Here is a 9994-nt window from a genome sequence, read left to right as displayed (position 1 = left end):
GGCTTTCCGATCATGCGGTGTGCCTACTTCGACGCGGGGGTCTGCCGCTCCTGCACGTGGATGGGCCGCCCGCACGGCGAGCAGGTCGCCGACAAGGAACGGCACTGCGCCACCCTGCTGGGCGAGCGCGCCGACCTCGTGTGGCTCCCGCCGGTGACCGGCCGCGAGTCGGGCTACCGCAACAAGGCGAAGATGGTCGTCGGCGGCACGGTCGAGCACCCGACGCTGGGCATCCTGGACGGCACGGGTCAAGGTGTCGACCTGCAGGGCTGCGGGCTGTACCCCGGCTCGCTGGCCGCGACGTTCCCGGTGCTCGCCGCCTTCGTCACCCGGGCGCGCCTCACGCCCTACGACGTCCCGGCGCGCACCGGTGAGCTCAAGAACCTGCTGGTCACGCAGTCGCCGGACGGCGAGGTGATGCTCCGGTTCGTGCTGCGGTCGCAGGAGCCCGTGGCCCGGATCCGCAAGCACCTGCCGTGGTTGCTGGAGACCCTGCCGCAGCTGCGGGTGGTGTCCGTGAACCTGCTGCCGGACCACAAGGCGGTGCTCGAGGGGGACCGCGAGATCCTGCTGACGGACACCCAGACCCTGCGGATGCGCGTCAACGGGATCGACCTGCACCTGCGCCCGCAGAGCTTCTTCCAGACCAACACGGAGGTCGCCGCCGCGCTGTACCGGCACGCGGCGTCCTGGGTGGAGGAGCTGGCGCCGCGGACCGTGTGGGACCTGTACTGCGGGGTCGGCGGATTCGCGTTGCACGTCGCGGCGCCCGGTCGTGACGTCGTGGGCATCGAGACGAGCGTCGAGGCGATCGCGAGCGCGACCCTGAGCGCGGCCGACCTCGGGCTGTCCGGTGTGCGGTTCGCCGCGGGCGACGCGACCGAGTTCGCCCTCGGCGCCGTGGCGCCGGACCTCGTGATCGTCAACCCCCCGCGACGCGGGATCGGCGACGTGCTGAGCCGCTGGCTCGAGGCCTCCGACGTGCGGCACGTCGTGTACTCCAGCTGCAACGCGAGCTCGCTCGCGCGGGACCTGGCGGCCATGCCGTCCCTGCGTCCGGTCCGTGCGCAGGTGCTCGACATGTTCCCGCAGACGACCCACTACGAGGTCCTCACCCTGCTCGAGCGCGCCTGACTCTTGGACGGTCGTCCAAAAGACGGTAGGAAGAGGCATGAGCACCTCTCCCGTCCTCGTCATCGGCGCCGGACCCGCCGGCCTGGCGGTCGCCGCCGCCCTCGGCCGGCGGGGCGTGCAGGCCGTGGTGCTCGAGCGCGCCGACGACGTGGGTGCCTCGTGGCGGCGGCACTACGAGCGGCTCCACCTGCACACCACCCGCCGGTGGTCGGGGCTGCCCGGACTCCCGATCCCGCAGCGCTTCGGCCGGTGGGTCGCCCGCGCGGACGTCGTGAGCTACCTGGAGATGTACGCGTCGCACCACCGGATCGACGTGCGCACCGGCGTCCAGGTGAAGCGCGTGGCGCGCGCCGGGTACGGCAGGTGGGTGGTGGAGACCGAGTCGGGGGAGTCGTTCACCGGGTCGACCGTCGTCGTGGCCACCGGGTACAACCACACGCCCGTCCCCCCGCAGTGGCCGGGAGTCGAGGCGTTCCCCGGTGAGCTCGTGCACGCCTCCGCGTACCGGAACCCCGGGCCCTACCGCGGCAAGGACGTGCTCGTCGTCGGTGCCGGCAACACCGGGTCCGAGATCGCCGTCGACCTCACCGAGGGCGGCGCCGCCCGGGTGCGGCTCGCCATCCGGACGGCACCCCACATCGTCCGGCGCTCGAACCTCGGCTGGCCCGCGCAGGGCACAGGGATCCTCGTCCGCCACCTGCCCGTCCCGGTCGTGGACCGCATCGCGGCCGTGGTGGCGCGCGTCGAGGTGCCCGACCTGTCGGCGCACGGGCTGCCGCGGCCCACCACCGGGCTGTACTCCCGCGTCAAGCAGGGCTCCGTGCCGCTCCAGGACGTCGGCCTGATCGCCGCGGTGCAGGCGGGAGACGTCGAGCCCGTCGCGGCGCTGCAGTCGTTCGACGACGACGGCACGGTCGTCCTTGCCGACGGGTCGCGCATCACCCCGGACGTCGTCATCGCCGCCACCGGGTACCGCCGTGGTCTGGAGCCGCTGGTCGGCGACCTCGACGTGCTGGACGAGCGCGGCCTGCCGCGCGTGCACGGGCCGCGGACGTCCCGCTCGGCGCCCGGGCTCTACTTCACGGGGTACACCAACCCGATCAGCGGCATGTTCCGCGAGCTGCGGATCGACGCCGAGCGGATCGCGCGCGCGATCAGCCGCGCCTGACCCGGCTCTCCCGCCACGCCTTCCAGGCGCCCGTCGACCAGAGCGCCCAGACCACCAGCAGCGGCTGGAACACCAGCCGGACGGCGCGCGCGCGGTCCGAGTCCAGCCCGAACGCGTCGGTCCGCGTGACCAGCTGGGAGATGTTGCCCGGGAAGATCGCCACGAAGAACGCCGCGACGACCCAGCCGACCGCCACCCGCTGCCGGGGGAGTGCGACGAGCGCGCCGCCCAGGGCGAGCTCGACCAGGCCGGAGCCGACGACGACCGTGTCGGTGTCGACGGGCACCCATGGCGGCACCTGCGCGGCGAACTCCTCGCGCGCGAAGGTCAGGTGGCTGGTGCCGGCGAGCAGGAGCATCGCACCGAGCGCGATCCGGCCGACGGTCCGTGCGGGGGAGGTCATGTCCCCAGCGTCTCCCGCGCGGGCCGTCACCGCACGACGCGGAAGGTCAGGTGCGTGGCCTCGTCGGTCGCGACGAGGCCCGTCCGCACCAGCTCGGTGTGCTGGTCCCCGCCGACGTCCAGCAGACGCTCTCCCCGGTGCAGCAGGACCGGCACCAGGTTGACCTCGATCTCGTCGACCACCCCCGCGGCCAGGGCCTGCCGGCAGACGTCGGCGCCGCCCATGACGAGGACGTCGCGGCCCCCGGCGGCGAGCACCGCCTGCGCCACCGCGCTGGCGATGCCGTCGGTGACGAACGTGAACGTGGCGCTGCGCATCGGGCGGGGTTCGTGCGCACGGTGCGTCACGACGAAGGTGGGCACCGGGAACGGGGTGTCCCCCCAGAGGTCGACGCCGATGTCGTAGGTCCGGCGGCCCACGACGACGGCCCCCGTGCGGGCGAACTGAGCGGCGGCCACCGCGGCGTCCGCCTCGGACGGGGTGGCGCCCTCGCGCTCGGGGAAGAGCCAGCGGTGCAGCCGCTCGCCACCGACACCCAGCGGGGCCTCGCGCGACGTGTCGGGGCCCGCGCTGAAGCCGTCCAAGGACACCGAGGAGCTCATCCGCACGATTCCCATGCGACCTCACGCTAGGGGTTGACGGCGTCGGTGGGGAGGCCTACGTTGAAGATGTTCCTTAATTAAGGAGTTGCTGAAATGCCAGCTCGGGACGCGTTGAGCGTGGTCTTCGCCGCGCTCGCCGACCCCACGAGGCGCGCGATCCTCACGCACCTCCAGCAGGGCCCCTCGACCGCCGGGGACGTGGCAGCACCGTTCGCCATGAGCCGGTCGGCGATCTCCCAGCACTTGCGGGTGCTCGAGGACGCCGGTCTGATCGAGCGGACCGTGACCGCGCAGTGGCGCACGTGCGTCCTGCGCACCGAGCCGCTCGACGAGGTCGCGACGTGGGTGGACAGCCACCGACGCCTGTGGGACGAGCGGTTCGACCTGCTGGACGCACGACTCCGGGAACGGAAGAAGGCCACGACGACGCAAGGAGAAGACGATGACTGAGACGAAGCAGACCCTCGAGAAGTCCTTCACCATCACGCGGATCTTCGACGCCCCGCGGGCAGAGATCTGGCGGGCGTGGACCGACCCCGACGAGGCGGCCACCTGGTGGCACCCGCGTGGCGTGGAGACTCCGCGGGACTCGGTCGAGATCGACGCCCGACCGGGCGGAACCTACCGCTACACGATGATCGCGCCGGACGGGAGCACCTACCCGACGTTCGGCGTCTACCGCGAGGTCGTCGAGCCCGAGCGGCTCAGCTTCACGTGGGCCGACCCGGGCGACACGTCGGCCGACGCGCCCCTGATCACCGTGACCCTCGAGGACCTCGGTGAGCGGACGCGGATGACGTTCCACCTGGATGGGTACGGCGGTCAGCCCGGCGACGACGGCGTCTACGACGGCTGGGACCAGGCCTTCGACGTCCTCGTCGAGCACCTCGTCTGACGGCGCTCAGCGGCTCGCGCGACGCAGGGCGACGACGACCACCAGCGGCCAGACCGCCTGGGCACCGGCCACGGCCCGCTCGGACAGGCCGGTGAGGTCGCCGCCGCCCTGCAGCTCGACCACGAACCAGCCGAGCAGCCCGGTGAGCACCACCGAGGCGCCGACGGTGACGGCCGGCCGCAGGATGCCGGTCGCCCCGCGGCGCGCGGCCAGCGCGGGCCAGAGGGCGAGCGCGCCGAACCCGATCCCGGCGGCGACGCCGTGCGCCTGCGGGGCGGCGTCGACGGGGAGCAGCGCGACGGCGAGCGTGGCGGCACCACCGATCGCGTGCAGGACCCGCGCACGGCGGGCGACCGGCCGCAGACCCCCTGCGGTCACCAGGTGCGCCACCCCGGTGACCGCCAGGCCGGCCGTCATGATCCACGGGTCCGTCGCGGTCGAGGCCGCGAGCGCGCTGATGGTCTCCTGCACCGCGTCGAACGACGGCTGACGCGCAGCGGCGAGCGTCCAGCCGCCGATCATGGCGACGGGGGCGGCGATCGCGGACGCGAGCGCCCAACGGGGGACGGGCACGGGGGGCTGCCTTCTGCTCGGGGTCTGTCGGAGACTGGGTTCGTGACCGACCACCCCGACGGATGGGTGCTGGTCTTCGAGGACCACTTCGACGGCCCCGAGCTCGATCCTGCCGTGTGGCTGCCGCACTACCTGCCGGCCTGGAGCTCGCGCGCGGCGACCGCGGCGTCCTACGAGCTGCGCGACTCCTGCCTGCACCTGCGCATCCCGCCCGAGCAGGGCCTGTGGTGCGGCGACGACCACGTGCCGCCGATGCGCGTGTCGGGCATCCAGTCGGGGAACGTCTCGGGACCCGTCGGCGGCACCCGCGGCCAGCAGCCGTACCGCGACGGCCTCCGCGTCCGCGAGGCGCAGGACCCGTTCTGGGGATGGACCCCGACCGGTGGCCGGATCGAGCTGCACGCGCGGGCCGTGCTGACCCCGCGCTCGATGGTCGCGTTCTGGATGGTGGGCCTCGAGGACGAGCCCGAGCGGTCGGCGGAGATCTGCGTGACGGAGGTGTTCGGCGACGCCGTCGCACCCGGCTCCGCCGCCGTGGGGATGGGCCTGCACCCGTTCCGGGACCCGGCGGTGGAGGAGGACTTCGCCGCCGTGCGGCTGCCGCTCGACGTCGCGGAGCCGCACACGTATGCCGTCGACTGGTCGGCGGAGGAGGCCGCGTTCCTCGTCGACGGCGTCGTCGTGCGTCGCTGCGCGCGGCCGCCGGCGTACCCGATGCAGATGATGCTTGCGGTCTTCGACTTTCCCGAGAGGTCCGTCGGCGACGACGACGACGCCGTCCCCGAGCTCGTCGTGGACAGCCTGCGGGGCTACGAGCGGCGCTGAGCCGAAGTCATCCGCCACACGACCGTCAAACGTCCCCGCAGAACGAACCGCGCACGGTATAACCGACGCGCCGCCTTCTCCGCCGACCTCGAGGACACCGACGCATGCTGATCTTCTGGGTGATCGCCGGGGTGGCGCTGCTGCTCCTCGTGCTGACCGTCACCCTCGGCGACTTCCTCGACGGCGCCGTCGAGGCGATCGACGTCACCGGCGGCTACCTGTCGTCGACCGTCGTCCTGTCGTTCCTGGCCACGTTCGGCATCGTCGGCGGTCTGCTGCTGGCCACCACGGACGTCAGCGTGCTGGTCGCGTCCCTCGGCGGTGTGGTCGCGGGGGCCCTGGTGGGTGCGGGCGCCGGGGCGGCCACGCGGTCGCTCACCGATGGTCCGACCGCCCACCAGATCACCAGCAGCGACTACGTCGGACTGGCTGCGACGGTCACCACCTCCATCCCGGCCGGCGGGCTCGGTCAGATCTCGCTCGTCGTCGCCGGCCAGAGCACCGCGCTCGCGGCCCGCGCCGACGGTCCCGTGCCCACCGGTGCCGGCGTGACCGTCGTCGCCTCCCTCGGTCCCGGCGTCGTCAAGGTCGCCACCACCCTCTCCTAGGAGCTCGTCGTGCCCGAATCCTGGCTGCCCATCGCGGGCGTCGCCGGTCTCGTCCTGGTCGTCCTCATCGTCGGCATCGCGATCGCCAAGCGGTACCGCGTGGCCAAGCCCAACGAGGCGTTCATCGTCACGGGCCGCAAGGGCAAGACCTCCGGCGACCTGTCCGGGCAGAAGGTGGTGACCGGTGGTGGCGTGTTCGTCCTTCCGTTCGTCCAGCAGCTCTCGGTGCTCGACATGTCCTCGCGCCGCATCACGGTCGAGGTCAACGGCGCCCCGTCGTCGCAGGGCATCGCGCTCACGGTCTCCGGCGTCGCCATCGTCAAGGTGCACAACGAGGACGTGTCCATCCGCGCGGCCGCCCAGCGGTTCGGCAGCCAGCAGGAGGAGATCGACAGCTTCACCACCAACCAGCTCTCGGGTGCGCTGCGCGCGATCGTCGGCAACCTGACCGTCGAGCAGGTCATCCGGGACCGCGAGTCGTTCTCCCAGCAGGTGCTCGAGTCGGTCACCGGGTCGCTCAGCGCGCAGGGCCTCAGCCTCGACGCGTTCACCATCCAGGAGGTCGGCGACCACGGCGGCGGCACGTACATCCTCGACATGGGCCGGGCGTCCGCGGCCGCGATCCGCCGCGAGGCCGAGATCGCCGAGGCGGAGGCGCACCGGCTGTCCGAGGAGAAGCGGATCCACGCCGAGACGGAGGTGGCCAACTACCGCCGGGCGCTCGACCTGCGGCAGGCGGAGATCCTCGCCGAGACGGACCGCGCGAAGGCCCTGTCGGCGTCGGCAGGACCGCTCGAGGCCGCCGCGCGCCAGCAGGAGATCCTGGCGCAGGAGGAGCTCGTCGCGCAGCGGCAGGCCGCGCTGACCGAGCGGCAGCTGGACACCACCGTGCGCCGCCCCGCCGACGCCGAGCGCTACCGGCTCGAGCAGCAGGCCGAGGCGCAGCGCGTGACCGCCGTCAAGGCGGCCGAGGCGTCGAAGGCGGAGAACGAGCTGCGCGGTGCCGGTGAGCTGGCGCTGCGGTCGGCGCAGGCGCGAGCCACGGAGCTCGAGGGTGCGGCCGAGGCGGCAGCGGTCCTCGCGCGCGGCAAGGCCGAGGCCGAGGCGCTGCAGAAGCGGGCCGAGGCGTACAAGGAGTTCAACCAGGCCGCCGTGTTCGACCGGCTGCTGGAGACCCTGCCGGAGATCGCCAAGCAGCTCGCGGCGCCCATGGCCGGCATCGACACGCTCACGGTGGTCTCCACGGACGGCGCCGCGGCCCTGCCCAAGGCGGTCGCGGGGAACTTCCTGCAGCTGCAGGAGCTGATCAAGTCGACCACCGGCCTGGACCTGACCCAGATCGTGCACCAGCTGACGGACTCGCCCACCGCAGTGGTCCCCGTCGCGGTGCCGACGACGGCCGGGACGTCGACCAACCACGCCTGACGGCCGCCTAGGCTCAGCCCATGACCGTGCTCTCCCGCAACAACGTCGTGCTCTCGGGCGTCCCGGACGGGCCGGCCATGGTGTTCGCCCATGGGTTCGGGTGCGACCAGAGCATGTGGCGGTTCGTCGCGCCGGCGTTCGAGTCGACCCACCGGGTCGTCCGGTTCGACCACGTGGGCGCGGGCGGGTCGGACCTGCACGCCTACGACCCGCAGCGGTACGCGTCGCTGGAGGGGTACGCGGACGACGTCGTGGAGATCCTCGACGCGCTCGCCCTGGGGCCGGTGGTGTTCGTCGGCCACTCGGTGAGCGCGATGATCGGGGTCCTCGCGGCGGCGCGTCGGCCCGAGCTGTTCGACCGGCTCGTGCTCGTCGGACCCAGCCCGCGGTACGTCGACGACGGCGACTACCGGGGCGGGTTCAGCGCGGCGGAGATCGACGAGCTCCTGGCGACCATGGACGACAACTACCTGGGCTGGTCCGCGTTCATCGCGCCCGTGATCATGGGCAACGTGGACCGCCCCGAGCTGGGCGACGAGCTGACCAACTCGTTCTGCCGCACGGACCCGGCGATCGCCCGGCGGTTCGCCCGCGCCACGTTCCTGGCCGACAACCGCGCCGACCTGGCGGCCGTCACCACCCCGGCCCTGGTCCTCCAGTGCCGCGAGGACGTCATCGCGCCCCCGGAGGTCGGCCGGTACGTCCACGAGCACCTCGCCGGCAGCGAGCTGGTGCTCCTGGACGCCGTCGGGCACTGCCCCAACCTGAGCGCGCCGGACCAGGTGGTCGACGCCATCGCCGCGTACGTGTCGCATGTCAGCGTCCAGCCGTAGCGACGCCTGGGACGTCGCGCCGGTCGCGCTCCTGCGGCTGGACGGTGACGGCACGGTCGTCGACGCCAACCAGGTCCTGCTCGACTGGGTGCGCCGCCCCGCGCAGGGCGTGCGGCTGGCGGACCTGCTCTCGGTGGGCGGCCGCATCTACTGGGAGACGCACCTGTCCCCGCTGCTGCACATGCAGGGCCGGTTCGACGAGGTCGCGGTCGAGCTGCGTGGTCCGGACGGCCGGCTGCCCGTGCTCATGTCGGCGGTGGTGCGGACCGGCGTCGACGGCGGGCGCCGTGTCGACGTGGCGCTGTCCCGCGCCACGGAGCGCTCGCGGTACGAGCGCGAGCTGCTCGCCGCGCGGGCGGCCGCCGACCGGTCCGCGGACCAGCTGCGCGCGCTGCAGGCCATCACCGCCGCGCTGTCGCAGGGTGTGGGCACGGACGGTGTGGCCCGCGCGCTCGCCGACTCCGCCGTCACGCACCTCGGGGCGACGGCGGCGAGCGTCTGGGTGGCCGCCGAGGACGGGACGCTCGTCCGTCGTGGTGCGGCGGGTCACCTGCCCGACGGTCTCGACCGACGCGCGGCCGGGCCGGGCGCCGGCGACCCGGTCGGCGCGGTCGAGCCGCACGCCGACGGGGTCGTCGTCGTCGCGCTCGGGGCGGCCTCCGCTCCGCAGGGCACCCTGGTCCTCGTCGCCGGGGGAGGGCAGAGCGAGGACCCGTTCGACGTGGGGGTCCTCACCGCGGTGGGTCAGCAGGCCGGGCTGGCGCTCGGGCGCGCCGCGCTCTTCGACCAGAAGGCGTCGGTCGCCCACGAGCTCCAGCTCGCGCTGCTCACCACCCACCTGCCCGCCGACGACCGGTTCACGGTGACCACGGAGTACCGCCCGGGCGTGCAGGCGCTGGAGGTCGGGGGCGACTGGTTCGACGCGTTCCTGCTCGACGACCACGTGCTCGCCGTGACGGTCGGTGACGTCGTGGGCCGCGGCCTGCACGCAGCGACGGCGATGGGCCAGCTGCGCAGCGCGGTCCGCGCGGTGGCGGCGCCCGGCGTCGGACCGGCCGCGCTGCTGGCGCGGCTGGACCGGTTCGTCGGGCAGACGGGGGTCGGGTTCATGGCCACCCTGGCCTACGCCGAGATCGACCTGACCAGCGGCGAGGTCCGGTACGCCTGCGCGGGCCACCTGCCCCCGCTGCGGTTCGCGGCCGGGGGCGCGCACGAGTTCTGGTGGGACGGCCGCTCGACGCCGCTCGGCTCCGGCGCCGGGCGCACCGAGGCCACGGCCACGCTCGACCCGCACGACCAGCTCATCCTCTACACCGACGGTCTGGTCGAGCGCCGTGACCGCCCCCTGCTCGACGGCCTGGAGGCGCTCGCGTCCGCCGGGGTGGCGCTGCGCGAGACCTCGGTCGGCGCGCTGGTCACCGGCCTGCTGGGGCAGGCGCGCGACGAGCGCGACGACGTGTGCGTGCTCGTCGCCTCGTGGACGCCGGGGGACCCCGCGACCCGGCCGTGAGCCGACCGGGTCGAAGGG

General features: G+C 73.6%; 12 protein-coding genes. 9 read left to right on the top strand and 3 right to left on the bottom strand.

What is annotated here, in order from left to right; translation table 11 throughout:
• The first annotated feature begins 12 nt into the window (after nt 1-12).
• Nucleotides 13-1134, top strand: a complete 1122-nt coding sequence (rlmC, locus tag CXY01_RS18840; protein WP_146930722.1) for a 23S rRNA (uracil(747)-C(5))-methyltransferase RlmC — start codon at nt 13-15, stop codon at nt 1132-1134.
• Between the two features lie 37 nt (nt 1135-1171).
• Nucleotides 1172-2302, top strand: coding sequence for a flavin-containing monooxygenase (locus CXY01_RS18835; RefSeq protein ID WP_146930719.1), 1131 nt, complete (start codon nt 1172-1174; stop codon nt 2300-2302).
• Here the strand turns inward: CXY01_RS18835 and CXY01_RS18830 are convergent.
• Entirely contained in the window at nt 2289-2705 is a 417-nt protein-coding gene (locus CXY01_RS18830) for a DoxX family protein (RefSeq protein ID WP_146930716.1), read from the bottom strand. The two genes, CXY01_RS18835 and CXY01_RS18830, sit on opposite strands and share 14 nt — an antisense overlap.
• A 26-nt stretch (nt 2706-2731) precedes the next feature.
• A complete protein-coding gene (locus CXY01_RS18825; protein ID WP_146930713.1) occupies nt 2732-3322 on the bottom strand; it encodes a dihydrofolate reductase family protein in 591 nt (196 codons plus the stop codon).
• 78 nt (nt 3323-3400) lie between these two features.
• Here CXY01_RS18825 and CXY01_RS18820 point away from each other — a divergent pair, with 78 nt between their 5' ends.
• Nucleotides 3401-3757: an ArsR/SmtB family transcription factor gene (locus CXY01_RS18820; protein WP_146930709.1), complete on the top strand. Its 357-nt coding sequence runs from the start codon at nt 3401-3403 to the stop codon at nt 3755-3757.
• The gene (locus CXY01_RS18815; RefSeq protein ID WP_146930706.1) at nt 3750-4202 is read left to right on the top strand and encodes an SRPBCC family protein; all 453 of its coding nucleotides are present in this window, start codon (nt 3750-3752) and stop codon (nt 4200-4202) included. Before CXY01_RS18820 ends, CXY01_RS18815 begins: the two co-directional genes overlap by 8 nt.
• 6 nt (nt 4203-4208) lie before the next feature.
• Here the strand turns inward: CXY01_RS18815 and CXY01_RS18810 are convergent, their stop codons facing one another.
• The gene (locus tag CXY01_RS18810) at nt 4209-4775 is read right to left on the bottom strand and encodes a DUF998 domain-containing protein (RefSeq protein WP_146930703.1); all 567 of its coding nucleotides are present in this window, start codon (nt 4773-4775) and stop codon (nt 4209-4211) included.
• Nucleotides 4776-4817: 42 nt separating this feature from the next.
• Here CXY01_RS18810 and CXY01_RS18805 point away from each other — a divergent pair, with 42 nt between their 5' ends.
• The 5 genes from CXY01_RS18805 to CXY01_RS18785 all read left to right on the top strand — a co-directional run bounded on the left by CXY01_RS18805 (nt 4818) and on the right by CXY01_RS18785 (nt 9976).
• Nucleotides 4818-5600 (top strand): glycoside hydrolase family 16 protein, encoded by a 783-nt coding sequence (locus CXY01_RS18805; protein WP_246125489.1) that lies wholly within the window; start codon nt 4818-4820, stop codon nt 5598-5600.
• 104 nt (nt 5601-5704) lie between these two features.
• Nucleotides 5705-6208 (top strand): NfeD C-terminal domain-containing protein, encoded by a 504-nt coding sequence (locus CXY01_RS18800; RefSeq protein WP_146930700.1) that lies wholly within the window; start codon nt 5705-5707, stop codon nt 6206-6208.
• A 9-nt stretch (nt 6209-6217) separates the two neighbouring features.
• Nucleotides 6218-7633 (top strand): flotillin family protein, encoded by a 1416-nt coding sequence (locus CXY01_RS18795; RefSeq protein WP_146930697.1) that lies wholly within the window; start codon nt 6218-6220, stop codon nt 7631-7633.
• A gap of 20 nt (nt 7634-7653) precedes the next feature.
• Nucleotides 7654-8466, top strand: coding sequence for an alpha/beta fold hydrolase (locus CXY01_RS18790; protein ID WP_146930694.1), 813 nt, complete (start codon nt 7654-7656; stop codon nt 8464-8466).
• Nucleotides 8447-9976 carry a PP2C family protein-serine/threonine phosphatase gene (locus CXY01_RS18785; RefSeq protein ID WP_146930691.1) on the top strand — a complete coding sequence of 510 codons (1530 nt, stop codon included), beginning with the start codon at nt 8447-8449 and terminating at the stop codon, nt 9974-9976. Before CXY01_RS18790 ends, CXY01_RS18785 begins: the two co-directional genes overlap by 20 nt.
• Nucleotides 9977-9994 lie beyond the last annotated feature (18 nt).

It is taken from the genome of Cellulomonas xylanilytica (genome assembly GCF_007989805.1).
GTDB classification, from domain to species: Bacteria; Actinomycetota; Actinomycetes; order Actinomycetales; family Cellulomonadaceae; genus Cellulomonas; species Cellulomonas xylanilytica.
Note: the sequence above shows the minus strand (reverse complement) of the source record. Positions and strands in the feature narration are given on the sequence as shown.